29 protein-coding genes and 1 pseudogene are annotated in these 25,611 nt (G+C 56.1%); 15 read left to right on the top strand and 15 right to left on the bottom strand.

Annotation, left to right across the window (positions count from 1 at the left end):
* Positions 1-392 precede the first annotated feature (392 nt).
* Entirely contained in the window at positions 393-638 is a 246-nt protein-coding gene (locus tag HMPREF0183_RS03750) for a CopG family ribbon-helix-helix protein (protein ID WP_005882928.1), read from the bottom strand.
* Positions 639-1,227: 589 nt separating this feature from the next.
* On the opposite strand from HMPREF0183_RS03750, the gene HMPREF0183_RS03745 reads away from it, so the two are divergent.
* Positions 1,228-1,461: a FitA-like ribbon-helix-helix domain-containing protein gene (locus HMPREF0183_RS03745; RefSeq protein ID WP_005882926.1), complete on the top strand. Its 234-nt coding sequence runs from the start codon at positions 1,228-1,230 to the stop codon at positions 1,459-1,461.
* Positions 1,458-1,883, top strand: coding sequence for a type II toxin-antitoxin system VapC family toxin (locus tag HMPREF0183_RS03740; RefSeq protein WP_005882924.1), 426 nt, complete (start codon positions 1,458-1,460; stop codon positions 1,881-1,883). The genes HMPREF0183_RS03745 and HMPREF0183_RS03740 overlap by 4 nt, the downstream gene beginning before the upstream one ends.
* Before the next feature lie 71 nt (positions 1,884-1,954).
* Here HMPREF0183_RS03740 and HMPREF0183_RS03735 read toward each other — a convergent pair whose 3' ends face one another.
* Positions 1,955-3,676 (bottom strand): SulP family inorganic anion transporter, encoded by a 1,722-nt coding sequence (locus HMPREF0183_RS03735; protein WP_040347941.1) that lies wholly within the window; start codon positions 3,674-3,676, stop codon positions 1,955-1,957.
* 967 nt (positions 3,677-4,643) lie between these two features.
* Here HMPREF0183_RS03735 and HMPREF0183_RS12770 point away from each other — a divergent pair.
* The 5 genes and pseudogenes from HMPREF0183_RS12770 (at position 4,644) to HMPREF0183_RS03715 (ending at position 7,038) form a co-directional block, all read left to right on the top strand.
* Positions 4,644-4,817, top strand: a complete 174-nt coding sequence (locus HMPREF0183_RS12770) for a hypothetical protein (RefSeq protein ID WP_005882921.1) — start codon at positions 4,644-4,646, stop codon at positions 4,815-4,817.
* Positions 4,777-4,980 (top strand): annotated as a pseudogene (locus HMPREF0183_RS13210) (transposase); the annotation flags it as partial. The gene HMPREF0183_RS12770 and the pseudogene HMPREF0183_RS13210, both read left to right, overlap by 41 nt.
* Before the next feature lie 86 nt (positions 4,981-5,066).
* Complete coding sequence (locus HMPREF0183_RS12765; RefSeq protein WP_156798102.1) at positions 5,067-5,879, top strand: hypothetical protein; 813 nt, start codon at positions 5,067-5,069, stop codon at positions 5,877-5,879.
* A gap of 212 nt (positions 5,880-6,091) precedes the next feature.
* A complete protein-coding gene (locus HMPREF0183_RS03720) occupies positions 6,092-6,685 on the top strand; it encodes a TetR/AcrR family transcriptional regulator (RefSeq protein WP_005882915.1) in 594 nt (197 codons plus the stop codon).
* Positions 6,682-7,038 (top strand): DoxX family protein, encoded by a 357-nt coding sequence (locus HMPREF0183_RS03715; protein WP_005882914.1) that lies wholly within the window; start codon positions 6,682-6,684, stop codon positions 7,036-7,038. Before HMPREF0183_RS03720 ends, HMPREF0183_RS03715 begins: the two co-directional genes overlap by 4 nt.
* Before the next feature lie 247 nt (positions 7,039-7,285).
* Here HMPREF0183_RS03715 and HMPREF0183_RS03710 read toward each other — a convergent pair whose 3' ends face one another.
* Both HMPREF0183_RS03710 and HMPREF0183_RS03700 read right to left on the bottom strand, forming a co-directional pair.
* Positions 7,286-7,759 (bottom strand): magnetosome magnetite crystal formation protein family, encoded by a 474-nt coding sequence (locus HMPREF0183_RS03710; protein ID WP_005882912.1) that lies wholly within the window; start codon positions 7,757-7,759, stop codon positions 7,286-7,288.
* Positions 7,760-8,788: 1,029 nt separating this feature from the next.
* A complete protein-coding gene (locus tag HMPREF0183_RS03700; protein ID WP_040347932.1) occupies positions 8,789-10,192 on the bottom strand; it encodes a hypothetical protein in 1,404 nt (467 codons plus the stop codon).
* A gap of 258 nt (positions 10,193-10,450) precedes the next feature.
* Here HMPREF0183_RS03700 and HMPREF0183_RS03695 point away from each other — a divergent pair, with 258 nt between their 5' ends.
* Positions 10,451-11,983 carry an Abi family protein gene (locus HMPREF0183_RS03695; protein ID WP_005882906.1) on the top strand — a complete coding sequence of 511 codons (1,533 nt, stop codon included), beginning with the start codon at positions 10,451-10,453 and terminating at the stop codon, positions 11,981-11,983.
* 332 nt (positions 11,984-12,315) lie between these two features.
* Positions 12,316-12,612 (top strand): XRE family transcriptional regulator, encoded by a 297-nt coding sequence (locus tag HMPREF0183_RS13205; protein WP_245527100.1) that lies wholly within the window; start codon positions 12,316-12,318, stop codon positions 12,610-12,612.
* Positions 12,613-12,803: 191 nt separating this feature from the next.
* Here the strand turns inward: HMPREF0183_RS13205 and HMPREF0183_RS03685 are convergent, their stop codons facing one another.
* Together HMPREF0183_RS03685 and HMPREF0183_RS03680 are read right to left on the bottom strand one after the other, a co-directional pair.
* On the bottom strand, positions 12,804-13,154 hold the full coding sequence (locus tag HMPREF0183_RS03685; protein WP_005882902.1) for a VOC family protein: 351 nt from the start codon (positions 13,152-13,154) through the stop codon (positions 12,804-12,806).
* Positions 13,155-13,184: 30 nt separating this feature from the next.
* Positions 13,185-13,643, bottom strand: a complete 459-nt coding sequence (locus tag HMPREF0183_RS03680; RefSeq protein WP_156798100.1) for a hypothetical protein — start codon at positions 13,641-13,643, stop codon at positions 13,185-13,187.
* Positions 13,644-13,911: 268 nt separating this feature from the next.
* On the opposite strand from HMPREF0183_RS03680, the gene HMPREF0183_RS03675 reads away from it, so the two are divergent.
* Positions 13,912-14,241 carry a hypothetical protein gene (locus tag HMPREF0183_RS03675; protein ID WP_005882899.1) on the top strand — a complete coding sequence of 110 codons (330 nt, stop codon included), beginning with the start codon at positions 13,912-13,914 and terminating at the stop codon, positions 14,239-14,241.
* Positions 14,242-14,666: 425 nt separating this feature from the next.
* On the opposite strand, the gene HMPREF0183_RS03670 is transcribed toward HMPREF0183_RS03675, so the two are convergent.
* On the bottom strand, positions 14,667-16,181 hold the full coding sequence (locus HMPREF0183_RS03670; RefSeq protein ID WP_005882896.1) for an RNA-binding domain-containing protein: 1,515 nt from the start codon (positions 16,179-16,181) through the stop codon (positions 14,667-14,669).
* Positions 16,182-16,301: 120 nt separating this feature from the next.
* Here HMPREF0183_RS03670 and HMPREF0183_RS03665 point away from each other — a divergent pair, with 120 nt between their 5' ends.
* Positions 16,302-16,946: a hypothetical protein gene (locus HMPREF0183_RS03665; RefSeq protein WP_040347929.1), complete on the top strand. Its 645-nt coding sequence runs from the start codon at positions 16,302-16,304 to the stop codon at positions 16,944-16,946.
* A gap of 82 nt (positions 16,947-17,028) precedes the next feature.
* On the opposite strand, the gene HMPREF0183_RS03660 is transcribed toward HMPREF0183_RS03665, so the two are convergent.
* The 5 genes from HMPREF0183_RS03660 to HMPREF0183_RS03640 all read right to left on the bottom strand — a co-directional run bounded on the left by HMPREF0183_RS03660 (position 17,029) and on the right by HMPREF0183_RS03640 (position 20,667).
* On the bottom strand, positions 17,029-17,445 hold the full coding sequence (locus HMPREF0183_RS03660; protein ID WP_005882891.1) for a thiol-disulfide oxidoreductase DCC family protein: 417 nt from the start codon (positions 17,443-17,445) through the stop codon (positions 17,029-17,031).
* A gap of 87 nt (positions 17,446-17,532) precedes the next feature.
* Positions 17,533-17,772 (bottom strand): CsbD family protein, encoded by a 240-nt coding sequence (locus tag HMPREF0183_RS03655; RefSeq protein WP_005882889.1) that lies wholly within the window; start codon positions 17,770-17,772, stop codon positions 17,533-17,535.
* Between the two features lie 259 nt (positions 17,773-18,031).
* Positions 18,032-19,216 (bottom strand): Fic family protein, encoded by a 1,185-nt coding sequence (locus HMPREF0183_RS03650; RefSeq protein ID WP_005882887.1) that lies wholly within the window; start codon positions 19,214-19,216, stop codon positions 18,032-18,034.
* Between the two features lie 148 nt (positions 19,217-19,364).
* A complete protein-coding gene (locus HMPREF0183_RS03645; protein WP_005882883.1) occupies positions 19,365-20,306 on the bottom strand; it encodes a cation diffusion facilitator family transporter in 942 nt (313 codons plus the stop codon).
* Positions 20,299-20,667, bottom strand: coding sequence for an ArsR/SmtB family transcription factor (locus HMPREF0183_RS03640; protein ID WP_005882881.1), 369 nt, complete (start codon positions 20,665-20,667; stop codon positions 20,299-20,301). Before HMPREF0183_RS03640 ends, HMPREF0183_RS03645 begins: the two co-directional genes overlap by 8 nt.
* Before the next feature lie 61 nt (positions 20,668-20,728).
* Here HMPREF0183_RS03640 and HMPREF0183_RS03635 point away from each other — a divergent pair, with 61 nt between their 5' ends.
* A complete protein-coding gene (locus tag HMPREF0183_RS03635; RefSeq protein WP_005882879.1) occupies positions 20,729-21,484 on the top strand; it encodes a phosphatase PAP2 family protein in 756 nt (251 codons plus the stop codon).
* 54 nt (positions 21,485-21,538) lie between these two features.
* Here HMPREF0183_RS03635 and HMPREF0183_RS03630 read toward each other — a convergent pair whose 3' ends face one another.
* Positions 21,539-22,009, bottom strand: a complete 471-nt coding sequence (locus tag HMPREF0183_RS03630) for a hypothetical protein (protein ID WP_005882877.1) — start codon at positions 22,007-22,009, stop codon at positions 21,539-21,541.
* An 80-nt stretch (positions 22,010-22,089) separates the two neighbouring features.
* Between HMPREF0183_RS03630 and HMPREF0183_RS03625 the strand changes: the two genes are divergently transcribed.
* Both HMPREF0183_RS03625 and HMPREF0183_RS03620 read left to right on the top strand, forming a co-directional pair.
* A complete protein-coding gene (locus HMPREF0183_RS03625) occupies positions 22,090-22,695 on the top strand; it encodes a TetR/AcrR family transcriptional regulator (protein ID WP_005882875.1) in 606 nt (201 codons plus the stop codon).
* Between the two features lie 12 nt (positions 22,696-22,707).
* On the top strand, positions 22,708-23,229 hold the full coding sequence (locus HMPREF0183_RS03620) for a 2'-5' RNA ligase family protein (protein ID WP_005882873.1): 522 nt from the start codon (positions 22,708-22,710) through the stop codon (positions 23,227-23,229).
* An 18-nt stretch (positions 23,230-23,247) separates the two neighbouring features.
* On the opposite strand, the gene HMPREF0183_RS03615 is transcribed toward HMPREF0183_RS03620, so the two are convergent.
* Positions 23,248-23,691 (bottom strand): ASCH domain-containing protein, encoded by a 444-nt coding sequence (locus tag HMPREF0183_RS03615; protein ID WP_040347921.1) that lies wholly within the window; start codon positions 23,689-23,691, stop codon positions 23,248-23,250.
* Positions 23,692-23,757: 66 nt separating this feature from the next.
* Here HMPREF0183_RS03615 and HMPREF0183_RS03610 point away from each other — a divergent pair, with 66 nt between their 5' ends.
* Positions 23,758-24,195: a YtoQ family protein gene (locus tag HMPREF0183_RS03610; RefSeq protein WP_005882869.1), complete on the top strand. Its 438-nt coding sequence runs from the start codon at positions 23,758-23,760 to the stop codon at positions 24,193-24,195.
* A gap of 124 nt (positions 24,196-24,319) precedes the next feature.
* Here the strand turns inward: HMPREF0183_RS03610 and HMPREF0183_RS03605 are convergent, their stop codons facing one another.
* The gene (locus HMPREF0183_RS03605; protein WP_005882866.1) at positions 24,320-25,381 is read right to left on the bottom strand and encodes a 2,3-butanediol dehydrogenase; all 1,062 of its coding nucleotides are present in this window, start codon (positions 25,379-25,381) and stop codon (positions 24,320-24,322) included.
* Between the last annotated feature and the right edge of the window lie 230 nt (positions 25,382-25,611).

The raw sequence follows: 25,611 nt of genomic DNA, 5'->3' as shown, positions 1-25,611 counted from the left end.
ACGCTCCGCGGTCACGTAGAAGATTCAGCTCCCAAAAAGCATGAGTTTCCGCTGACCTATCGTCAAGTTCGAACACTGGCACGCTCATGCTTGCCGGGGTGTTATTACCGGCGGCTCCCGTTGTTTCGCTACCTATTGGTGTGGAATCACTCCTAATTACAAGTAGGAGGGTGTAGACGTTAAATACCAACTAGAATCGGTCGAGTTCAGGGCTAACGTGTAAGTGGCTGGAGCTGTATACGCAGCGTCGACGACTAACCGAGCAGAGTGCGATGTTGCTTGCGAGTCTTCATCGAGTGAATTATCGCTTCGGTGTCGCCCTCGTAAAGTAGTGGCGATTGAGTCTTCCGGCTTGATGCTGTGTTTCGTGGCGCTCTGACGGACTTCCACTTCTAGATGGCATTCTTTAACGCTTCGCGGATTGCCTGCGACCTCGACCATCCGTTTGCGGCCGCATATTTGTCGAGATCCGCTATCTCGCTGGCGGAAAGCCGAATGGAGATAACTTTTGCAGCGTCCTTGTCGCGAGGTTTCCTTCCTCGACGACGAAGCGCCTCAACGTCATAACCGTTTTCAGTTTCGGTTACCCACGCATCAATTTGCTCTTCGCTGACCGGCTGTCCGTTGATAGTTTTCATACATATAATCGTAATACGAAAATGGGCTTGGCGACTAGGGGTGTTGCTTTCGTTGAACGGTTCCTCTCATAGCACGTTGAGCTCCCTCCGGGTGACCCTGGAGAGGTCCTCAAGGACGACTTTCTTGAAGACGTGGTTACCGCACAACACAAGCTTTCTGTGTCCGTCGGTGTCCCTCAGCAATGGATCAATGAGCAGGAAGTTTCAGGCCTTCTGAACAACGTTCTCAGCTCATGGTTGTTATGGGGAGCGCGAGTCAACGTTCATGGCGCCCGTCTGGGCAGCTCGCGCCAGGGCGGTGCTTGGGGTGCGTACTCGATCGGCCCGACGAAATGGGGTATTCCGGATGTTCAAGTGGTGGGTTCGAAGCGTGAGCCCTGCGAACCGTTCGACTGCCTGTCGGACATCGTCGGATGCCAAATACAGGTTGGGTTAATCCGGACAGGGGACGCCGTCGCAGGGCATTTCCCTCTTTCCTGCGCTGTCCACCGTCGAGCGTTATGATCGGCGGGGTGCGCTGTCTCATTTGCACCTTTCGGTGTCATTCGGTCAGAGCTATCATGATTGATAGCGGAAGGAGGTGGCGCCGATGGCATCCATCATTGTGCGGGGTCTCGATGACCACGTGAAGCAACAGCTCGCATCTCAGGCGAAGGAGCACGGGCGGTCCATGGAGGCCGAGGTTCGTGACATCCTGACAAAGGCGGTCCGGCGGCCACACATAGGCATGGCTCTTCTGGATGTGGCGCGGGATGTCGGTGGGGTCGATGAACTGCCTATTCCGACGCGCGACGATGTCGCAAGGGTTGCGTACTTCGAATGATTGTCCTGGACACCAACGTCATCTCGGAGATCTTTCGGCCCTCCCCGGAGCCTCGTGTCGTTGAATGGCTCGCGTCGCTGACGGGTGACGTCGCGATCACGTCCATCACTCTTGCGGAGCTGCTTGCCGGCGTCCGAAGACTCCCGGAAGGCCGACGCAAAGACGAGCTGGCGCACGGGATCGAGGAAGCGGTAGCGCCGTATCGGGCGAGCCGGTCATTGCTCGTATTCGATGCTGACGCGGCAGAGCGATACGCGGAAGTGCTCGCGTCGTGTGAGGCAGCAGGTGCGCCGGTCAGTACCGCCGACGCCCAGATCGCCGAGATTTGCCTGGCGCACGGGGCGACCTGCGCTACGCGCAACGTAAAGGATTTCCAGCACACCGGAGTCAAACTCGTGAACCCTTGGGACATGGACGCGTGAAGAGTCCTTCGTCCGAGGTCCTCGCCCCACTAAGAGCTCACTGAAGCCGATCTGCAACGGCTTCGACAGCGCTACTCGTCGTGCTGGTCGCTCCGAGGTGCCTCTGGTGCACCCTCAGACTCTTCGTGCTGGATTCGCGCGACGTGCATTCTGGCGTGAGCGATGGCGTCTAGGGTGTTGTCGAAGGCGTGATTCTCGTGTGCAAGCTGGTCGAAGACGCCGAGTTCGCGCAACACCGGGACGTGTTCAGGCTTCGTGGCTGCGAGTAAGACCCGGGTGCCTCCGCGTTCGAGGCGCTCGATGGTGTCAGCGAGCATCTGGGCGCCAGTGGCGTCGATCGTCGTGACGTAGCGCATGCGAAGCACGACGACTTTGACCCATGAGACCTCAGCGAGCTCGAGGAGGAAATCGTGCGCCGCGCCAAAGAAGAGTGGGCCTTCGAGGCGGAAGGCAGCGATCTGTTTGTCGAGGAGCTCGCGTTCGGCGTCGCGGTGATCTCCCTCGTCCAGCGGGGTGGCCTCGAATACCGCGGTGCGGGCGGTATCGCGCAGTGCGAAGAAGCCCGCCACGACAAGGCCGATAAGCACGGCAACGACAAGGTCGAACACGACAGTGGCAGTGGCCGTAATGAGCAGGGTAGCCCCGTCACCCTTGGTGGCGCGCATCACCGAGCCGATGTTCCGCGGGTGGATCATCTGAACCGCAGTAGCGATGAGCACGCCGGCCAGAGCAGCAAGTGGGATCTCGCCCACCCACCGGGCTGCGACGAGCACGGCGACGAGCAGGAGCAGCGAATGGAACACCGCTGCCAGACGTGAGCCTGCGCCTGCCCGCACGTTGACGGCAGTTCTGGCGATCGCTGCCGTCGCGGGAATCCCGCCGAACAGGGGCGCGACGACGTTGGCGATGCCCTGCCCGAAGAGCTCTCGGTCGGGATCGTGCCGATCACCGACGGTCATCGCGTCGGCGACCGTCGCAGACAGCAACGACTCTAATGCTCCGAGAGCCGCGACAGCGACGGCCGCCAACAGCAAGGAGTCCAGGTGCTCCCACGGGATCTGTGGCCAGCGCGGAGCAGGCAACGTTGACGGGATGTAGCCGATGGTCTTAAGCCCGCTGTCTGCCAACATGTTGATGGCCGTCGCGATAGCTACCAACACCAGCGCTGCAGGGAAACCACTACGAACGCGCGCAGCAATCACGATCCCGGCCGCCACTGCGAGGGTCATCACGGGCGCCTGCCATGCCGGAGCGGCTAGCCAAGCTGTGATTGCGTCCCACGCCAATCTGAGGACTTTCTCGCCTTCCGCCTCGACGCCGAGCGCTGCAGGTAGTTGTTGGAGGCCGATGATCACCGTGATCCCTGCCGTGAACCCTTCGACGACCGGTAACGGCATGTACTTCATCACGCGGCCAGCACCTGTGATTGCCAGCAAGAGCAGCATGAGGCCCGCCAGCACGCCGACGACGAGGACCCCGTCGGCGCCGTGGGCTGCCACAATGGGGATGAGCACGACGGTCATTGCGCCAGTCGGACCACTCACCTGGACGTTGCTGTCGCCGAAGACCGCGGCCAGGATGCCCGCGACAATGGCTGTCGTGATTCCGGCTGCCGCACCGACGCCGGACGCAACGCCGAAGCCCAGCGCGAGGGGGAGTGCGACAAGAGCCACCATGAGCCCTGCCGAGAGGTCGCGCCCAATCGTCGCGCGCGACCAGTCCGAGCGGCGAGGCGCGAAACGCAGGGCGCGGGCTCCGAAGCCTTCCTTTGAGACGGCGCGTGGGTGGGTCATAGTACTTGCTTGCTCCTTCAGGTCTTCAACGACACCCAAAGGATACACAAGACGCCATCCTGCGACGGCGCTGGCTCATTGTCGGTCTCGGCCGGGGCGGCAGGCTCAGACAAGCACCCCGCCATGCACGGCGGGGTGCTGTCATGTCATCGTCCATACCGGTGCTCATGAATAAAATGACTCCTCAGAGCTCGACGGCGAGGATCGAAACGAGGCAATCTACCTCACCCTCTCGCTTGTAGTACTCGATATGCGGTCGGGTCGGGTCGTGATCCGCGAGATCGAAGAGCGCGTCGAAGGCTGGCGATATCTATCCGTAGATTTCAGGCGCATTGCCGTGCAGCCGTAAGCGGAAGGTAGGAGCCGCCGGGGATCGTCGTCTCGATCGAGGCGCACGGACGATAGGCGGTACACGTCGTTCCCGCCGAAAATAAACCACTGCAGATGGCGTGAGCTTCCGCAAAGTGCAGCGCCCTGACGGCGTTTCGACCGCATTCACTTCGTCGATACGGCGAGGTGTCGCGCTCACAGCACTGTCAGTCGCCCGGTTTGATGTTTGTTGGTCGAGGCGTCCTCATTGTCCAAACCAAGTTCTAGGGGTGGTTGCAACACCTGTTTGGAGAGGTGTTATTGACATGTCTGGAAATGTTGTAGGTCGTTTGGCACTTGATATGTGTTCTCGCGCTCAGGGTGATGCTCTTTGAGAGGCTCGTGCTATGGGAAAACATATGACGAATTTGGTGAAGAGATTGGTGTCTCGTTTCGTTCTGTGATGAGGTATAACCGCATAACTGGTGGGATGCGTGAACAAGCGTGGAAGGGTACTGCCAGGTACTTGACTTTAGAAGAGCGTACTGAGATCAAAGCGATTTTGTGTGAGAGGCGATCGATAAGGGAATAAGCGCGTTGCTGCACAGCGTGTCGCATATCAGAATCGTTGCCGTCCGAAGCCATTGAAATACGAGACATGGTTTCGATTCGGGGTCGGCTCTTCGAAGTGTTAGACCGGGCAGTTTCTGACCACTGGGAAGACGGTCTCTTAGCAGATAAAAACGGGGTCTCAGCGATCGCAACAATCGTAGGAGTGTTCTTCGTCGTCCCCCGACTCCCCGTGGCAATGAGCAGGAAACGAAAGCACTAACGGGCTGTTACGCCAATACTTCTCAAAAGGCGCCGATCTATCCACATACAGCCAAGAAGAATTCGACGCAGTCGCAGCCGAGATGAACGACCGACCACGCTTACGACTAGAGTTCACAACACCACATGAAGTACTCTCAGAACAACTGTTGCGATGCCCCTAGAATTCATCCTTCCCTTCCATTCCCGGTGTTGGACACGCTCTGACTGAAGAGAGATGATGCAGACAGCCTGCGTTGACGGACAAAGATTGATCGTTGCCATCGAGTATGCGCGGTTGAGCGCTGGTGAACGAGAGGAGCTCCGTGGACGTTTATCCTGCCCCGACCATGCATGTGCTGCTCCGGTCCACTTCCGCTCTCGCAGCGTCGATGGCAGGCCGCCCCTTTTCTACTCCAATGAGCATGCCCCGTTCTGCACCGAAAAATCTCCGGAAACCAAACAGGCCGTCCTTGAAGGCGAAAAGAGGGAAGATGAAGCGATCTGGAACGATGCCAGCGAACTCGTGCTCCGTCTTGACGGCCCCAAAGCCGATAGGGCCTCCGTCATTGACGGAATAGGACCAACGGTGACGCAATGGGGGCGCAGACACAATCCCCGGCGCGGGGAACGTCATACGCATGCGAGTTCTATCGGTCTGCGGCCGCTTTTGCGTCGACTGCGAGATGTCCCATCATTTCGCGCGTCGACAATGCCATTGACTCTATCGGACAAAACCCAGAGCAGCATCCAAGAAGCCTGCACCCATGTGTCTCACTACGTTCATCGGTTTGGCAAACGTGTTGTTGTGTGGGGTCCGGTTGTCGCGGCACAAAACGGCTGGATTAACAGCGGCTATCGGGAAGAGGAGCTTCCTGCCGTACTGGTACGCGAAAAGTTCATTGCCGAAGTCCTCGGGCGAGTGTACTTAAAGAAATTTGCTGATCTCAATCCTGGCGACCGCGGCTCATTCCACTTCATCGTCGAGGGTGTTTTCAGGATGACGAAACACGATACGCCCTGGGTGACCCTTGAAAGTCCGAACCATCTTGCGCTTCTGCCCGACCCGTCTGCCGGAGGTTAGTGGGTTAAGCCACCGCGGGAAACCAGGGCCAGGAAAACCTAGAAATCTTGGTTGGTTTACTCCGCCTCGGCGGCTGTACGCCGTTCTTCCCTGGACGGAAGCGGTAATGCAACTTTCCCTTTCATGGCGAAAACTATGTTGCTCGTTTGGCGGTGGTGGCCCAACCATGCCTATACTGAACATGTTCAGTGAACATGTTCAGGGAGGTTTAGTTGGTTGGTATTCGCACTGCGGCGCGCACTGAAACCCGCCGTTTCGTGTTGGAGGCAGCGGATCGACTGTTCCATAATCGGGGATTCCAGGCGACAACAGTGCGCGACATAGCCCGTGAAGCGGGTGTGAGCGCAGGAACCGTCATGTCTGTCGGTGACAAAGAAGCTCTGCTCGTTAAGCTTTTCGACGGTCTCATTGCGGAACGTCAAGACCATGCTGATGCACAAAACTATGCTGCCGATGCCCGCTGCGGTGCAGACGCAGTCGCCGTAGTCGACCCCTTCGTGGCGCTGTTCGACGAGCGCCGCAGCCTCGCGCAGGCCTATGCCTCGATCCTTGTTAGTGGACGGCATACATCCGTGGTCTTCACGGACCTCGCACAGAAACTGACCGCAGTGCTCCAGCAGGTCATTACAGCCTGCGGGTGTGCAAACACGACCGAGGCGCCAGAGCGGGCCGAAGCACTTCACGCCGCCTACATCGGCAGCCTATTCATATGGGCTTCAACACCTGAAACCACCGCACGGCAGTTCTTGACTCAGCTGCGCGACATCTTCGCAACAATCTGCCCACATACAGGAGGAGACTCATGACCCTGATCCCAACGTCTTGGACGCTACCGGCGCTTCTGGCCGCTGTCCTCCTTGGGGATGTAGCCCTGTCCATCAAACCAGTCCGGTTCATCCGCGACTGTCTTCACAGCGTTCACTTCCCCGAAAACTGGTGGTGGTCCCTGCTCGTGATCAAGCTGCTCGCCGCCGGTGGACTCATTGCGGGAATATGGGTGCCCGGACTTGCTACAGCTGCCAACGCCGGGGTCATCGCTTACTTCCTCTGCGCGGCCGTGGGGCACATTCGAGCAAAAGCGACCGGCTCGGCCTTTTGGATCAACTGCCTGGGGATGCTGGTGCTGTCCTGCGTCACTCTGGCATTGAGCTTCCTGTAGACACAATCCATTAGTTCCGGTGTCCTCAGCTGAGTCGCACCTAGTGGCTCTGGCAACCCGCTAGCAGAACGTTTAGACCTCTTCCGGGACCAACAAAGTACACCGCCAGAGCGCGGACCTCACCACGAAAGGCCTCGGAATTGTAGCGGATACACTCGAGATCGAAACTTGCGTTCTCCGCATGCCTTCGGAATGCAGCATTGTCAGGGTGCACACCGTTCTGAACTAAAGGTGTGCTACCGCGTACTTACTTCTTCGGAGCCTTGAATATCTGGGGAGCAAGAGCGCGGAAAGTTTCACCGTTGCGTGCCTTTATAGTTCCGATGATTGTCACCACCAAGTGCGCTGCAGATGTCAGAAACCAAAGGATTCCGATTGCTAGGAGAGCTGCCTCCATGCCTCCGTGCATGCGGACACCCGTTTCGGTCTTTTCGCCGGTGAGGAGTCCAACGGTCATAGTGGAAAAGAACAAGAGAGGAATGGCTAACTGCAGCACGCCCCAGTTTGCGGCGTTGACACCGTTCTGTGCAGCTACACCGCCCTGCTTGCGCTGACTGAGGCCAACCACCAGCATGATGATGCCGGCCACAATTGAGCTGAGAAACGGAATCGGGATGCACGCGAAGAACCCTGACGCCCAAGCGCTGGTGCCGGCAACAAGGTGGGAGTTTGTGGGGATAGGTGCTGTCTGCGGTGAGAATGCGTCGTTACTGTTTGCCATAGATTCTAGGGTCCCATGGAATGCGAGTTTTGTCGTTCAGGAAGGTCTCTTGAACGCACCTCGGGATGAAAGTGTCAGAAAGACCGTGTTGAAGCCTCAGTGAAAGCTGGGGTCGTACAGACGAGAAAAACGAACGATGATGATCGGCCCATCTACTCAAGCGACTGTCATTTCAGCTACACATCAGCGACGCAATGTTAGCGGAATAGCACAGTGGGCTTCCCTTACATTGACGTAGGCATCGGCCAGTGTGAAGAAGTTCAGCGCCGAACATGGTCTGTACGTCGACGGCAGTGGCCCGTCAAAGTGGGGCCGTTAGTTCGCAACTACCGTTACCGCCGCTTGCGTCGGTGTTGTTGTGGGGTGTCGATACGCAGTGCTACTGGTAGTCAGAAACTGCATTCGACGAAAACCAGGATCGCTATGGCCAACACTGCCAAAGCTCACTGCTAATGTGACAGCGAGCCGTCGTGCGGACTGTTTCACGTCAGTGGGGTGGAGTGGGTCAAAGCGCACCCTGATCGTCGAACCGAGTGGACGCGCTGGAGTTTGGTAAAAGTCCAATCGTCCATGCTGGGTGCGTCCGTAATGGTCAGTGAACTTGGCCAGGGGAGTCCAGACCTTGTGGCCGTCGCTCTCACCTTCGATGTTGTCGACCACAACTCCGGCTGCTGGTTTGCGTTGGGTGGGAGTTTTGAACAATGCGACTGCGAAGACAGCGCAGACGATGCTAACGATGACGATGAAGCACGCTGGGATAATGCAGAAAATCGTCATATACATCCCAGAAGACGAACTCGGTGTGCATCTGTCGACTCTGTCCTGGTTGGGGTGGCCTGCGAGTCCGACGCGCTGCGCAATTTTGTTGTTGGTAGTTCGGACTTCTTGTGATTTCGTTGCAGGTTTTGGCGACTGTGCTTAGTTTGGAACGACAGAGGAACCGAGAATGGCCTTGGTCAAGGTGGTTGCGGACCACAGGATGATGGTGGCTGGCGCGTTACCGCGCATCAGTACTGGCAGGGAGGCATTTTAATGTCTGATGATCCGAGCCAGAAATGTGTTGATGCCGCGCAGGCTCCGAGATCGATGAATTTCTTCTTCACATAGTACAAGTTTTGCGTAAAGTCCAGCGAGATACCAGATCCTAATGCGACTGCTGGATTGTAGTCGCTCTACTGTGGCCTCTATCATTTCGAGGTGCAACTCCTGCACGTCGACGGTGGCATTGCCATTTCCAACGGTAGAGCTTGTCCTGTCCTTCAAAGCGCGGTTGACCAAAACGCGTAGATCATCACGATCTTGCTCGTACCGTTGCTCGGAGTAGGATGTGATGGCAGGCCATGGGTTAGCGCTATGCGACTGTCTGTAGCTGTCGCTCAGTAAAGACCAGCTGTGTTTACCGGCCTGCCGAGCAAACGGGATCAGCGATTCCACCTGCGATAATGCATCCAACAGTGTCTTGAGTGCATCCAGGGTAGTCTCGCGTTGCTCACATAGCGTATCCCACTTCTCCCTGCTGCGCTGCCATGATCTGCCCGCAGCGTATGGGCGGTCGTCGTTGATCATTTTGACGCGACCGTTCTGTAATTGGAGGCGTCCATTGCTGAGGTTATCTATGGTAGTTTCACAGAAGAAGCGATCGTGCAGAGCTATTGTGTGAGTAAACTTCGCTATCTCAACGGCTGCTTTCCGTGCCCGCGGCCCCAGTACAGTGAGCGTGTTTTCTGCGGCAACAGCGGCATCAAACATGCTCTTATATCGTGCCCGACGCTTCGTGGAGAACGCGTAGGCGGCAAGCAGGCCCAGAACGGTGGCGAAAAAACCAACAGCAGCTGGAACTGTCGCCGGGTCCCACCCTTGAACCCAGCGACGGAGAGAGTCGATAGATGTGGTGAACCAGTAAGGTCGAAGCGTCCATGCTGTTCCCAGTAGAACGTATAGGACAAAGACACTGAAAATGGCTTCGCGGAGCAAGTAAAAGATAGAAAAGGTAAGTCGTCCTGCTACGATCAACGCAATAGTCAGGTACTCCAACATTCGGCGTTGGGGCAACCTATCGGCACCGGCCAGCGCTGGGGTCCGTCCACGTGGGTTTTCTGCATAGCCATAGCGCACTCCCGTTCGCGAAGCCAAGGAGTATATCCAGGCTTTTGACCGTTGTGCTTGCACAGCCAGTTCCAGCAATTCATCTACGTTACCACGCTCCGCGCGCTTTCGGAGTAGCTCGCCCCAGTGCCATGCAATAGACGTCAGAAACCGATGAGCAATGAGGGCTAACAATGCGTAGCCGAAGACCGATAAGAGTAGAGCGCATATAGCTAGCGCGACAAACGAATTTGGACTGGTCGCGTCCCAAGGACAACCAGTTTGCGAACACATGGCGTCCCACACCCAGCGCACGGGGGCGAACAAAATATCTAGAATTTGCTCCACGCGACAGTAGTTTAATGAATGACCCACTTACGGTGGCTTCTCTGCCTGTTTGAAGATCGTGTGGTGTCTGGAAGTGCTTCGGGAGCTTGACCCCGGATCTATCTTGAGGTTTTGTATGAGTTTCGGCGGCGCTTAGACATCTAAATTATATTCATATATAATTGTTTGCAACACGACAGGCCTGTTTCTCGCGATGAGACGCAGGTCTGTTCTTCTCTGCCTACGCCCCGGTGTCGGGAATATCAGGACGGTGCGCACATGACGTTGCCGGAAAGTAGCTACGCGAAACCATTTTTAACTGTCCCCGAACAGGTTCGCCGGTTGCGGGAACGTGGCATGGATTGCGGTGACGACGCTTACGCGGCTGAGGTGTTGGAGAGATACGGTTACTACCGGCTCTCTGGCTACTGGCATATCTACCGCGACCGCCCTGCACACCCTGCGGCTCAGTACGATGATGGTGGCCGCGAGATCCGCCTAAACACATTCATCACCGGGGCTAGCCTTTCACGTGTCGTGGCGCTATACGAGTTCGACCACGAACTACGTACCCGGCTCGGTGACGTTCTCAGCACAATCGAGGTTGCGATCCGCTTTTTCATCGGTCACCAGTTAGGGAAAGCAGACAAGTTCGCACATCGCGTTCCGGATGCATTGGATGCGGTGCGAGGAGCGAAGCAATGTCCGCACGCCGTGCTGACCAACAAATACCGCGACTGGCTCAAGGAGTACAACCGCGATGAGAAGCGTGCGAGAGGAGACTTTGTCGCGCACTTCCGGGAGAAGTACGGCCCTCATCTACCGATCTGGGTAGCGACGGAGGTAATGTCGTTCGGCGTACTGAGCAACCTCTACCGCTTAATGCGGCAGAGTGACAAAAAGATCCTCGCCGCGCGATTTCAAGTTCACGCCGCCGACGGTCGCGGCGACTGCAAAGCATTGGCCAATTGGCTCAATAGTCTCAGGAATGTGAGGAACATTTGTGCCCATTATGGTCGCGTGTGGAACCGCACTTTCGACGTCATCATAGACGTGCCGGGTCAGGCTCGTCGAAGCGAGGGGGATCGTCTTGCTCCACTCGCAGATGACGGCGTTAACAATAGGCTCTACGGCGTGTTGCTCGTGATGCGGCACCTTATGCTGAGTATTGATCCCGGTAACACCAATGTTGTCGACTTGACTGACTACATCGATAAGCAGTCCCAGATTCTCGACTTCGACATGAGGCAGCTTGGATTCCCGGCCAATTGGAAGGACAGCCTGATCTGGGATCCAACGTTTGCGCTCGATCGTTCGCCGATGATGGCAGCTAGTTTGCTGGATCGTACCGAGAGCCTCACCGCCCCGAATGCTCGTGAAGCGCTCACCAGCGCCGAGCCGAAGCCTAAGACTGAGCCTCGAACACTTGATCAGCAGGCGGCAGCGACGCGAGCGGCGCAGAAGTCCTTGCTACGAAAATACCTTCAGGACCAGACCGTAATTGAGATCGAGCTCGGCGGGACGAAATACTACCCTGCGTTCCAATTCCGTGATGGGAAGATCATCGATGCGCTTGCTGACATCAATCAGAAACTCGCATTGTCCTGCGGTGACGCTGAACGGACCGTTGTCGCTAAGGCTCTCCTAGACTGGTGGCTGACTCCGCACCCTAGCTTGTTGCGAGGGACGACGGGCGCACATCAATCACCGCTCGACCTGCTCAATGATCTTCCGGAAGCTGACTTCGCTGAAGTGGTCCGCGCTACTGATGTGTTAAGCAGTTTCGTTGTTCCTGGCCCAGGCTCCGTGTGACGTCGTTACGAACTTGCGCCACAGACTGCGCTTCATGCGTAACCTGGTGGAATTCGGATATTTGAACGGACTTCTGCTCGCGAGGAAGGTGCGATGTTCCTGTGCGACCGCGGTTCTGCTCTTGAAGAGGTCACGTGTCCTTTGGTGCGATTTTCGGAATCTGCGCTGAATTCTGGATGAACCTGCAGGCGATGCACGTGACCTGGTGCACGCTGTTTGCTACGCCAAGTACGTAGCCTGATACTAAAGACGCGACAATTTGGACGCTATCTGACGACTGGTTCGATTGACACACCACTCAAGATCTCACCTATCGAGTTCGGGTGCGAGCCTTGACACCAGGGGCTTTGGACTCCGCGTGGGCACGAATCGCTGACGAGCATGGCACTAACGAAGACGGTGTTGTTCCGATCGGTGGGGCCGCACTCATCCGTGTAAACGACTGGGAAGCTGAGGCCATAAGCGAGGGAGAGGAAGCACTCGATTCCCTCGAATGGGCAGTCAACGACGCCCTCGGTGAGGCTCTCAAGGGAGCAGAGGCGCTGGTCGTTGCAGAAGAGAACGCCATCACTGCCGATACTGCACTTCGCTTGGGGCGTTACTTCGGAATGGGCCTCAATTCTGGCTGAATCTGCAGAGTCGATATGAGCTGGAACTGGCGCAAGAGCGCGTGGCTGAGCAGGTGGCCGAGATCGAGTCACTGCATGTGGCGTGAGCGTGCGCAGGCGGTCGGCTGGCTAGTCGGGTATGAACTTGAGGCACGAAACGCGTAGCGGCCCTAGTTCATAGACGTGTTGCCCCGTTTCAGCTTGGCATCTTGCTAGAAATCGGGATTGCCCACACAAAACTCATTACCTTCCGGGTCCTGCATAACGGTCCATACAAGTCCCGGTGCCTTGTGGTCACTGAGTGCGGTAGCGCCCAAGGATGTTAGACGCTCCACCAGAGCTTCGCGTTCAGCCCCGCCAATGTCGATATGCATACGGTTTTTCCCGGGCGTGGGGCGCTCAACTCGCTGAAACCCCAGAGCTGGTGTGGAATTGACCATTACGAAATCGCCGTAGTCGGCGACGATCTCGCGACCCGTTGCAGCTGACCAGAACTCGGCTAGCTTAGAAGGGTTGTGGCAGTCGAAGGTGATCTGGCGAACTGTGAATGCTGCTTGACTCATGGTTTCCAGTGTACCCGTGGCGACCAGCTCTTAAGCTGTGTTCGTTGAGCGCACCTCTTGGACGTGCTCACTCCACATACGTTCAAGCTCATTTTCGCGACCCTGAACAATCTGCGTTCCGCTTGAACGCGGGCGCCAACGGTTGACTGTGAAAACTGTCTGTAGCAAGTCGCCGGGGAGTACGTCGGCCGGTTCTAGAAATTCGTCCCACTCGAGATTGACGTAGTTGGCCAACTTCCGAGGATCATTCCAATGCACCTCTTTGTACACCTCGCTTGTGACGAACCCACTGGCGAATATGCCGTGATCGCTGGATCCCAGAACAAGCAAAAATACGCGGTCGCCGGGTTGAATCTTTCTGGTGGTGCCACCGGTGTTCCACCTGCCGGGTACACGCTTGCCCTGAGCGGTGAGCTCGACGTTGCGTCGGATCGTCGACTCGCCGAGACCGCCGTACACGGGGTTCCATGTCAGAAGAAACGTGCTCACGCCATTCAGCATAGTCTCCGGTTTAGCTTCTGACTGTTCACAAGCGGTCTTCGATGCTGGGTGGAGCCGGTCAGCTAGGCAACCCTCACATCGAACAGCGACACGTGTCTGTGGGGTTACGGCGACACATGCATCAAGACGTACACCTGACTCGAAGGAGTCGTGGAGAATGTAGAGCACACCGCATGCGGAGCAGCGCCTTATCCCAGCAACTCAATAATGAGGTGCACTGTTTGCGACGCCAGATGCCTGGTCTGATACTTAAGACATGACACTTTGGACGCTATCTAACGACTGGTTCGATCGACACACCAGCCAAGACCTCGCCTACCGAGTTCGGGTGCGAGCCTTGACACCCGGCGCTTTGGACACCGCATGGGCACGAATCGTTGAAGAACACGGCGCTGACGAAGACGGTGTTGTTTCGATTGGTGGGGCTGCACTCATCCGGGTTAACGACCGGGAGGCCGAAGCAATCAGTGGGGGAGAGGATGCACTCGATTCCCTCGATTGGGCAGTCAACGACGTCCTCGGTGAGGCTCTCAAGGGAGCAGAAGTGCTCGTCGTTGCAGAAGAACGTTCCTTGGTCGTTGACTAGTTGCCAAAACGGCCACAGGCTCTGAGCAGTCGCATGTTCTTGAACTGGAAGTGCAAAGCCGAACTTTAAACTGGGGTGCAGCAGAAACGAAGGATGTTTCTGCAGTCTGTACTCGGTTGTGCGGTGTGGGGTAAGTGCCAGCTGGCGAAGAAGCATGACTAGCTGAAATGCCATCGTCAGGAATAAGAGAGCAGCGACGCCTCAAAGGATATCGCCGAGTTGAGCTGGCTACTCGCTTTTGTGTGAATGCAGTCCAGATCGAGAGATGGAACTGTCAACACTTGCCTAGTGGGATCGGCTGCGGGGTCCAGCTGACATTCAGGACATGCTGTATTCGTTGTTTTGGAAGGTTGAGTGTAACTTAAACTGAAAGTCACACTGCAAAAGATTTCAAGTGTGATTTGCAGTGTGGGGTCTTCTAGAGCTTAAGTGAGGCTGTAGCGAGTGGACTTGATGCCTTGGCGACCTTCCATAGCCACGATGTTCTCCTGAAGCGGTCTGCGCAGTGCGTAACGAACTTGACCTATGGTCAGATTCGATGCTTCAGCAAGCGCGTGAATGTCAAGGGGCCCCATAGCTAGCGCGCCTAGAACGGTGGCCTCATTTTTGGTTGGCGATGAGCTAGAAGCTACAGTTTCTCGGCCGCGAGAATGATCGAGCGAGTGTTGCTGGTTGTTTCGCGTCTGGGAGTGGAGAGCATTGACTGGACGCCACAGGAGCGCCTTGAATTGGACGCCGGTATCAACAAGCTGAGGGTCCCTCAGCCCACGCTGTTTTGTGGATCGAAACACCTCGCGGATACCCCCACCTTCCCCTTCGATTATCGATGCGCCATCGCGGGTCGTTAGGCGTTTTGCGATGTGGTAAAGGCGTTGGTTGACAGCGGCTTGGGCGTGTTCAATACTCTCCAGCTGTGCTAAAGAAACGCCCCTGAGGCCACCAGGGCTTTGGACGAATAGGCTCTTATCAGTCATTCTTATTTGTATCTGTTTTCCCGTGCCCAGCGTGTTCGGCCCAAGGTCACGATGAACTAAAGCGTTTGCGAGCAGTTCTCGCACAGCGTTCAACGGTAACTCTGGAACAGTTTCCAAATGTCCGTCGTCGCGGTAAACATGGTCGGTGTGCAGGTTGTGTTCAACCCATTGAAGTAGCTCATCAAGCAGCACAGGGAGTGGGCCCGTGAAATCTTGCAGATTGCGGTTGCGGGCCTGTCCTTCTCCGCCGGCGAGTTGCACGGCTGCGGTTACTGTCAGGGCCGGATATTGCCCTTGAGGGTAATCACCGAGTGCATACAACCCTGCAAGTGTGGGTTCGCCAGACGCGGTTAATACGTTAGTGAGGCGTAGGATCTGCTCGTCGGACTCGTTTGCTAGCCTGCGATCTCGAGATCGCACCTCACTCACGTACCACTCCGTGAGATTCTTGTTCAGGTCATTACGATCGCGACCCTTCGCTGGCTCGAGGTCGTAGTTGACTTGCTCGTCACTATGAAGTCGCGCAACCTCGATCATCCTTTCCTCATGCGCGTGCATCGGATAGTCGCCATCAGCTTGTCGAAGGTATGCTCTGTCGCCGACCCTTGCGGGCTTATCAGCTAATGGAAGAGGAGATACTGTCGCAATGAGAACACGTTTCTTTCCGACCTCAATAGTTTTGAATTCTATATGCGGTTCAGGGCGCACTCGGTGTCTGGCGGAACTGACCAGACCAGCTTCTAACTGAGCGATGTCCTGTACGCCAACGATTGTGAACTCCGCATCGCCCTCATCTACCCCGAGTATTACAGTTCCGCCGTTTGGCATGTTTGCAAAAGCGCAGAGAGTCTCAGCCATACTGGGAACTCCACCTGTGCTACGTTTGACTTCGATCGTGGTGCTGTCACCGCGTCGATCACGTAGCTGTGCAAGCGTGCTGTTGAGGGTTTCAGGGGTCCACTCCATGTCTACAGACTATAAGTAAGACTGAAACTTTTGCAGTCTTACTTATAGTGTGGGCGTTTAGCGCGCGAGCCTGTCCGACCTCGGGCGTTTTTCGGAATGCGAACGACCTACAATAGGCTTATGAAGCTTTTCCGTGCGTGCCTCGCCGTTGCTGCCATCATCACCCTAGCCGGATGCGGATCTGCGCAACAGTCCGGTGGCGAGTCGACCGTTGAGAGCCAAAGCCAGTCAACTGAAAAGAGTGACGCCACCCCTTCCACGGCTGCTCCCACTAAGAACAGTGACATCGTGGACAGCAAATCCACCAAAAAGAAACCGTCAAAGCCGAAAACTCCGTTTGCTGAACATTTCGGCGGGCCTAAAGTCAACAAGGCGGACTTTCATGAAAAGCTGATGTATTCCAATCAGGACGCCTATTACTTTCAAGCTCCTTCACAAGTGCACTTTTGCATGATCACGCCAGAAGAAGTCGGCTGCATGTCTAACCGCTTTCCAGCAGATGTGCCCATGGTCCCCGCTGCAGACGGAGCTCCAGAAAAGCAGCCAGCGAACGCTATCCACCTGCCAGCGGGTAAAAAGGGTGAGATGTTCGCCATCAGTGACGCTGCGTACATCAATCACCAAGGTTCCACCACAGTTCTTGAGTACGGCAAAGTGCTCGCCGTGAGTGGTTTTGAATGCACCACGAACAAGGAACTGGGGGTCATATGTCGGAGCAACTCGCACGGCATCCAGTTCTCGTCCAAAAAGCACACTGAGTGGTAGTGAGTCGGCGAGTTAGATCAGTCTGCAGATTTATGTAGTGGTCAGGCTTGAATAGAGTGGGACTCTGAGTAATAGCGCGGAGCTACAGCGAGCAATGTGCTGTTTGCGTCCCGAGGTGGCAGTCGCCTGGGTGTGACTGGCACCAGGGCGTTGTTCCGCGGAGAAGGTAGCGGTGTTGGGCGACCCAGGTGTATGCGAGGTCTTGCAGGTTGCGAATCCCAGGGAGTCGGTAGAACTGTGTGAACAGTCGAGTTCCAAAGGTCACGTCAAGGACCAGGTTGATGGATTCGGCTCCGGCGGCGCTGCGGTCGTGCGTGAAGGCCCATGCTGCTTCTTGTGTATCAGCTTCCGTGAGACTGAACCGTTCGTGAACGCCGGGCCGCTGAGCCGGGTGCAGGCGGATGCGCGCTTTTCTGTCGAGACGCTTGATTGCATATGCAGCACGCGTACAAAACCCGCATTGTCCGTCAAACACTAGGTCGACCAGATTGTGTAGCATGAGGCGATTTCTATTCTGCGGACCGTTTGGATTGTGTGTGGGAAAGCGGGGTTCCCGCTGAGAATGCCCAGCGGGAACGTCACCACATTACTTCTTGTCGTTTCCAAGTAGGCCGTCTACCGTGCCCTTTACGGAGTCTTTGACGTCGTCAAACTTTTCCTTGGCCGAGTCCTTAGCGTCGTCGAGCTTGTCTTTGAAGTCGGCCTTAGCGGCTTCTGTCTTGCCGCGGGCTTCGGTTTCCTTGTCGCCGGTGAGTTTTCCAGCACCTTCTTGAATCTTTCCGCCCACTTTGTCGGCGGTGTTTTCAAACTTGTCTTCTGCGCTCATCGCGCACCTCCTTCGAGTTTGACACTGCACATTTACGTGCACGCTTCCATCCTATTGGGTAACCGGGTCCTGGTTGTTTGGGCGCTCGTCGCAATCGACCTCGGCCACGCCACGTTCCGAAAAGTTGGTCTGCGCGGCCATGGTGAGCGGGGCATCAAACGAGGGACATGTCGAAAAAACGGCAAAATTTCGACATATCTTCTCAATATGTCGATGAAATCGACATATGTGTACATAAGGGTTCACATCGCCATCACACTTACTGCGGTAAAGGCGTGTGGAAGAGAGTTTTGAGTAGTTCAGAGTTGATGAAGAGAACACTGCGTCCTGCACGTTCTTTTGTGAGTAGATTCGCTTCTGCAATCGTATTAAGCCAGGTTGAAGCGGTTTGGCGTTTGGCAAGTCCCGCGTTTATGACGTTGTCGATTCGAAGGTATGGCTGGCTGAACATCAACTCAGTGAGTTCTTTTGCGGGCAGTCGGGGGTTGTGGTCGCGAATCTTTTGGACGGTCTCTTCTCGCATCCGGTCAGTGGTTTCCACTAACTGCAAGGTCCATTCGGCGGTCGATCTAACTCCAGCCAGCATGAAAAGAATCCAATCTTCCCACTCGCTGTCCTGTGTCACACGGTTAAGAAGTGTGTAGTACTGATCCTTGTTGCGCACAATATGTCCTGAAAGGTAGAGGACCGGTAGCTGTAGGAGGCCCTTTTCAATAAGAATCAGTAGGTTGAGGATCCTGCCAGTTCGACCATTTCCATCAAAAAATGGGTGTATCGCTTCGAACTGGTAGTGCGCCAGTGCCATAACAACAAGCGGGTCAAGTTGGTGGTTATCGTGAATGAACTCTTTCCACGCCCGCAAATGGCCAAGAATGACATCTTTGCCTTCTGGGGGAGTATAAATGTGCTTTCCGGACGTTGGATTTCCTATATAGGTGCCGGACACGTCACGGATCTTCGCCTGAGCGGCCTGTAAGTGTGAACAAATTTTTACTGCAGTTTGCGTTGTGATTGGTCGCTCTTGCAAGGACTCGTAACCTGCGCGGAGAGCCTCCCTGTATCGCAACGCTTCTTTGACTTGTGGGGTGATTTCTTGCAACGCACCGTTAGCTGCTTTAAACAGCTCGTCGTTGGTTGTGACGATGTTCTCGATTTCACTGGAAGCTTGTGCCTCCATAAGAGGAATCAAGTTGATGAGCATTGTAGGGTCGGGCAAACGCTTGTACGCGCCGTCTAGCCGTGCAAGCGCGCGACTAGCCTCAATGGTCGCTCTGAATACGGCAGGTGTTTCGATTTGCTGTTTCGGTGGAAGCGGTGGCAAATCTTGGTATGGCTCATCCGGTTGATTCCACATGGGTGTCAGCCTAGCCAAGATATGTCGATAAAATGGCGAAATTTCGACATATCTTCTCAATATGTCGATGAAATCGACATATATGTACATAAGGGCTCTTGGGTATACAACCCCCAGTTACCCACCACACGTAACCTGGTTTGGACTTGCTGTGTTGGGTAAACGGTTCTTTGGGTCGTGGGATGTGAGCGATGCCCTGAAACCAGACAAAAATGAGCCTTGAAGGGTCAGTTCAAGGTTAGGGGTGCGTGTGGTACTCGTGAGCCCCATGTTTGAGTGGCTCGAACTGAAACGTGGAGTGCTCAATGTCGAAATGTCCCGCAACACAATCCTGCACTTGATCGAGTAACTGGGGGATGTGCCCGTCCTTAAAACACTCGTCGTCGACAACAACGTGTGCCGAAAGGGCTGGCAAGTCAGTCGAGACGCTCCACACGTGCAAATCGTGCACGCGCTGCACGTGGGGGAGTTCAAGAATATGTTCCGTGATTTCTTCCAGGTCAATACCTTTTGGCGCTGCTTCAAGTAGAACTCGGCCGGCGTCGCGGAGCAGGTTCCATGCCGCGTACACCATGAGTCCGCACACCAGCAACGACGCAATGACATCTGCCATCACCCACCCAGTGAACATGATGATCAGGGCGGCGATCATCGTTCCGATGAAACTGTAGAGATCAGTCAGAATGTGCTGATACGCACCCTCCACGTTAAGGCTCGAACGGTTGGCACGCGCAACCAACCATGCGACCACGATATTGACTGCCACGCCGACTGCGGCAACGATCAGCACCGGGCCGCCGTCGACCTCGGGCGGTTCAAATAGACGGCGGATCGCTTCAACAGCAATAATGCCGGCAACAACCAGTAGTGTGATGCCATTGACCGCAGCAGAGATGATCTCAACGCGCCTCAACCCCCACGTCAGCGCTCCTTTTGGGGGACGGGCAACCAAGCGAATCGTCCACAGCGCTAGCGCAATTGCGCCCACGTCGGACAGCATGTGCCCGGCATCCGAAAGCAACGCGAGGGAGCCGGTCATGAAACTCATGACGACCTCGGCGATCATAAACGCGCCAAGAGTGATCAAAGCCAGCCACAGATACCGGCAGTCAGCGTCGGCAGAGATGCTGTGGTTGTGTCCTTCGTGGTCGTGTGCGGACTGCTTAACCAAGTCAGACATGGCTGGTGTCTTTCTGTTGTGAGGACTCAATGCATGTGTCTGCACTGGTCAGGGCAGCCGTGGCGGCTTTGAAGAGTCGTGCGGTTTCTTGTGGGTGCGCCAAGGTGTAGTAGGTGGCCCTTCCGTGAGTGTGGCTGGCGAGGAGGCCCGCTTTGCGAAGCGAGGACACGTGCGTTGACACGGTCGACTGGGCAAGGCCGAGGTGGTCGACGAGGTCGGCAACCCGGTGTTCGCCTAACTGCAAATGTTGGATGATCTGAAGGCGGTGTGGGTCGGCGAGGCTCTTAAAGAGCGTTGCCCAGCTTTTGAGCTCCGTGTGGGAATTTTCGTGGGAAGCTTCCTCGTGAATAATCATCGCCATAGACCGATGATATCGCTAGTTGTCGATAAACGCTATTCGGTTGTTCGGGTAGGCTTTCCGGATGCGCTCATTCTTTGCCCGTGGTCAGAAAGCCCTAGAGCCCATCCTTGTGTGGATAGCTCGCAGGCTTGGTCCGTGGACCGTCATGACCATTGTTCTAGCTGTTGGTGTGGCGGTTCTTGCTGCATTGGCAAAACTTACGGGTGAGGTTTATGAAGAGGTCGCCTATGAAAACGGCACTGCTCACATTGACCGGCTAGTTCTAGATTTCATGCTGTCCATGCGGGCAGCATGGCTGACCTCAGTGGTCAACGCATACACTCACGTTGGTGGAAAAGTGGGCGGTGTGATCGTGTGCCTTGTGCTCATTGTTGTTCTGACATTTCTCATGCGCTCGGCACGACCCGCAGTTCTTCTAGCGGCAGGCGCGCTCGGCTCTGTGTGCATCTCAATTGCGGGGAAAGAGATTGTGGGTCGTGAGCGTCCGCCTCGCGTTGACGCGATTCCTCCGTATGAAGTGTCGCCGTCGTTTCCGTCAGGGCACACGCTTTCGGCAACTGCGATCATGATTGTCACTGCGTACCTCCTGGTGCTGTGGCTTTCGCATACGCATGCGCGGATCCTGGCTGTTCTTCTGTGCGGCACTTATGCAGTGACGATGGGTTTGAGTCGCGTGTACTTAGGGCACCACTGGCTCACAGATGTCATAGCGGGATTCGGGGTAGGGGCAGCCTGGGGAGTCGTGGTTATCCTTGCCCATCAGGTGTTCCACACTGTGCGGCGGGTAAGAGCCACTCGGAGGTTGGACTTGGAGTGAGAGCCACTCGGGGGTTGGACTCGAAACCGTGAACGACCTCGGGGCGTTCCTTGCTTACCCAAAGACCATGATCCCAGCGGCCGCGAGCGATCCACACAGCACACCCCACAGCACGATCGACACGAACTGCCACCCAGCTACCGCATTGCGTGAAGCTCCAAAGGACACCATGGCCATAGAGGTGATCTGGCTGGGTAGGACCGTCTGACCCAGCAAGCTGACGCCGGGAACACCCCATTTGTCGAACAGCCTCTTGAGCTTCGCTTTCTTGGGGCCCATGGAAGACTCATCGTCTTTGCTCACGCGTTTGCGCAGTTTGTGTGCTCCAAAAACCAAGAGCAGCATCGAAGCGGTGTTGCCAATCACTGCGGCGGGAATTGCGACTGCCGGATGAATGCCGGCCATGATTCCAATTGTTGACCCAAGATAAGACTCGACGAACGGGATCGCTGAAATGAGGATGACCCCGGTCCAGCGCGCCCATTCGGGGAGTGAAAGTGTGAACTCCTGAAGTGTCTCTAGCATTATTTCTCCTTGTTAGTACGGTGTGCTAGTTCAGTGTACTAGTACGATGTACTACACTGTCAAGAGGAAGCTTCAGAAAAATGAAAGGTGTCGTGCCGGTGACGGATAGGCGAGAAGAAATTATCCAGGCGGCAATCGAGCTAGCGCAGAAAGAAGGTCCCAAAGCCGCGACTGTGCGAGCGGTTGCACAACACGTGGGAATTGGTGCAAGCACTCTGCGTTACTACTTTCCCACTCAAAGCGATCTCGGGCGGGCAGTGGCGGAGCGTCTCATTTCGTCCGCGACTCCGGACCTCAATATTCGCGACTCTTCACGGCCGCCCCATGAACGTTTAGCCGAATGCATGATCCAGTTCTTGCCTCCCTCTGATCAAAGCGTTGATGTGATGGTGAGCGCGTGGGTCGCGCAGATGGCGCGTTTGCTTGACCCTCAGTCTGGTGAGGGGCCCGCTCAGATGTTGTCGCGCTTGTACGAGGTAGGTTTGGGCCGAATTACAGGATGGCTTCAGGTCTTGGCTGATGAAGGGCACATCGACGAAGAGGACATTCCGCGTGCGGTTTCGTTGCTGTCGGCTTCCTGCGATGGCCTCATGTTTCAACTGGGGGCGAAGAAGCTGTCTCTCGATGAAGCCAAGGACCATGTGACCTGGCTCAGTGCCACTGTTCTTCAGCGCGCAAACAACTAAACTGCACACCATATGAGCGTGCGTTCACCGGAGAACATTCTTTTCTACCTGCCGCCTGACCAGGAACAACAGGTGCGGGACATTTTCTCTGCCCTGAACGACCTCGGCCTTCCCCAACAAAACCAGCGCCCGCACATTACGGTGACGTTCGCGCCCCGCATGTCGCCCGAGGTGGTCTCCCGTGCCGCTGAGATCCTGCCTCCCGTGGTGCCAGCGACGTTCACTCGTGTGGGAACCGTGATTTTTGGGACGCGGAGTAAACAGACAATCGCGTGGCTGTTAGAAACGGACAGTGCCGTGACCGAGGCTGCACGTGAAATTTGTGCGCTCAACCCTGACGGGCGGGGGACTGAGTGGATACCGCACCTGACCGTGGGGTTGCGCATACCGCGCGCGTTAGTGCCAGATTACATGCGGGGACTCGAAGAAGTCACTCCTACCAGGTTTAAGGAACTGACGGCGCTCAGGGCCGCGTACTGGCGACCTGCAACTCGCCACTACACACATCTAGCTGGGCCAGAACCGGAGGGCTAACAGGCAGTCTTGTGCCAGCTACACATACTTCTCGATGACCTCGAACTCTGAACACAGCACCTGCGTGTCATCGGTGAGGGTAAACGGCGGGTCGCCTAATGCGGTAACCAATTCGTCCGAGGTCCAGAAGCGTTCATGTCCAACGCGCCACTCGTGAGCATTTGCGTAACCTTCGCCCTCTTTGCGTGCGTGCTCATCAGAAACCTGAGCCAGTGTGGTGACGTAATTGCGGGTCGTGCGCGTTACGCACACGATCTTTCCTTTAGAGTCGATCACTGCCTCGAGTTCGCCACCAGTGGGGGAGGGAAGCGGCTCACCTGAGCGCGTGTATTCCTCGACAAGCGTGGCTGTTGAGGTCTTTTCCCCCGAAAGAATTGCGCTGACCAGCGCATCTCTGAGAGGGCCAGGAAATGCGTACTCCCCAATAGGGATGCTGGTGAGGTCAAGCGGCGAATCGTTCATGACCCACATGTTACACACAGAACTCACGCATAATGGACGCACAGGCAAGAACAATGAAGGAGCATCATGAGCTTTGACGTGTACCTCTCTGGCGAAATCCACACTGAATGGCGCGAAGAAATCGAGCGCGGCGCAACTGCTGCTGGCCTCGACGTCGTTTTTAGCGCCCCTGTGACAGATCACGACGCGAGTGACGCAGCCGGTGACCACCTGGCAGAGACCCAGACATCCTTCTGGCGAGACAACCAGTCGGCCAAAGTCAATGCCATCCGTACGCGCACCCTCATTGACAAAGCGGACCTCGTGGTGGTGCGTTTTGGTGACAAGTACAAGCAGTGGAACGCGGCGTTTGACGCCGGGTATGCGGCTGCACTGGGCACGCCGTACATCACGTTGCACTCAGCTGACATTGTTCACCCGCTGAAAGAAGTTGATGCAGCTGCGCTCGCATGGTGCGAAACGACAGAACAAGTCGTGAAAACCCTGCAGTACGTGCTGCGGTAAGGGCGTTTACCTACTCGATGGGAATGGTCGTGTCGGCACATTGAGCCAGAACAGGCTCTATGAAAATGGCCTGGTTCAGAACTGAATCTGAACCAGGCCATTTTTGTTTATGGGCCCAAGGCGATCAGGCGTTAGGGTTTACCAGGATCTTCACGTGGTGCTCGTTGTTGTTGATGAGCTGGTCGAAGCCCTTGTCGACCAGTTCGTCAAGCTTGATGCGGGCGGTGATGAACTTCGACAGGTCGAGCTTGCCTTCCTGTACCAGCTTGATGGTGGCCGGGTGGTCGCTGGCGTAGCCGATGGTTCCGCGCAGGTCGATTTCCTTGAGAACCAGCTTCGGCAGGTCGACCTCGGGCTTGTAGCCCCAGATCGACACGTTGACGATGACGCCAGCAGGGCGGACAGCATCCATGAGCATGTCGAGGACAACCGGGACGGACGAGCACTCAAAGCCCACGTCTGCGCCCTTGCCGCCGGTGAGTTCCTTGACCTTGGCTGCGACGTCGACTTCGCGGGGGTCGAAGACTTCATCTGCCACGCCGGTGCTACGGGCCATTTCCTTGCGGGCTTCGGACAGTTCCGAAATGTAGACTGTCAGACCCTCAGCTTTGAGCACGGCTGCGGTCAGCAGGCCGATGGGGCCCGCACCGCCGACGATTGCGACGTCGCCGGCCTTGGCGCCGGAACGGACGAATGCGTGGTGACCAACGGACAGTGGCTCAATGAGAGCGGCTTCGTCCAGCGGGATGTCGCCGATGGGGTGAACCCAGCGCTGTTCGACGACGATCTTTTCGGACAGACCACCGCCACGGCCACCCAGGCCGATGAAGTTCATGTTCTCGGAGAGGTGGTAGTTCTGGCCTTCGCTCGTGTCGACGTCTTCGCTGATGATGTAGGGCTCAACGATGACGTTCTGGCCGACTTCCAGCCCGGTGACGCCCTCACCGAGCGCCGTGATGGTTCCGGAGAATTCGTGGCCCAAAGTGACAGGCGCTTCTTCACCAGAAATAGGGTGTGGGTGGCCCTTAGGTGGAACGAAGATAGGGCCTTCAAGGTATTCGTGAAGGTCAGTTCCGCAGATTCCACACCAAGCAACGTCAATTGCAACGGTGCCAGGCTTCAGTTCTGGTTCGGGGATGTCTTCGATGCGAATGTCTTTTTGGTCGTAATAGCGTGCGGCCTTCATGGTCACTTCCTAACGATGAATGAGTCCGGCTTGCGGTGATGAACAGGGGTTATATTGCTGTTCACTTATGAGTGTAGTGGTGCAGGTCGAGGTGGATGAAGCCAAGCCAGGCCCATCTTTATAACCGAAATGTGTTGTCTTGAGGAGTGACTCACATGAGACACGCGTTTGTGTAAACGTGGTGGTCGACACAGTTGGCGTATGAGTACTGTCACATAAGTTTGATGGGC

It is taken from the genome of Brevibacterium mcbrellneri ATCC 49030 (assembly GCF_000178455.1).
In the GTDB taxonomy this organism is placed as follows: Bacteria; Actinomycetota; Actinomycetes; order Actinomycetales; family Brevibacteriaceae; genus Brevibacterium; species Brevibacterium mcbrellneri.
The sequence above is the reverse complement of the archived record's forward strand: the minus strand, read 5'-3'. Positions and strand labels throughout refer to the sequence as shown.